This window comes from Corallococcus praedator (assembly GCF_003612125.1).
In the GTDB taxonomy this organism is placed as follows: Bacteria; Myxococcota; Myxococcia; order Myxococcales; family Myxococcaceae; genus Corallococcus; species Corallococcus praedator.
Genome location: NZ_RAWI01001096.1, coordinates 1 through 434, shown reverse-complemented (window position 1 = coordinate 434; position 434 = coordinate 1). Strand labels below are relative to the sequence as shown.

General features: G+C 60.4%; 1 protein-coding gene. It reads left to right on the top strand.

Annotated elements, in window-relative coordinates:
- Positions 1–108: 108 nt before the first annotated feature.
- The coding region (locus tag D7Y13_RS43180; protein WP_208734656.1) for a peptidyl-tRNA hydrolase at positions 109–434 on the top strand (326 nt) is incomplete at its 3' end.

Genomic DNA, 434 nt, shown 5'->3' with positions numbered 1-434 from the left:
CACCTATACGGATGCGCTTGACGAGTGCGACGAATGCGAGGCATGCGATCATTTTATCGCGTTCCGGAATCATTACGACGCCATAGCGTTCAAGCTGAGGTGGTTTTAGTGGGCGAAGACGACGTTTACCTGTACCTGCTGATGCGCTTCTCCGATCTGGATTCGATGAACCCCGGTAAGGCTGTCGCGCAGGGCGCGCATGCAGCGAACCAGATGGTCCATACGATCAATCGGGAGAACCAGACCCACATGCGGTGGCTCGATCTCTGGCAGGGTTCGACGCCCGGTGGGTTCGGCACCACGATCACACTGGACGTGCCGGGGACACGCCTGAATCTGGTCACCGAGTGGGCCAAGACGTTGACCCTGCACGCCGGGGTCACCCATGACCCCACCTATCCGCTGCTGGACGGCCCGACCCTGCACCTGATCCC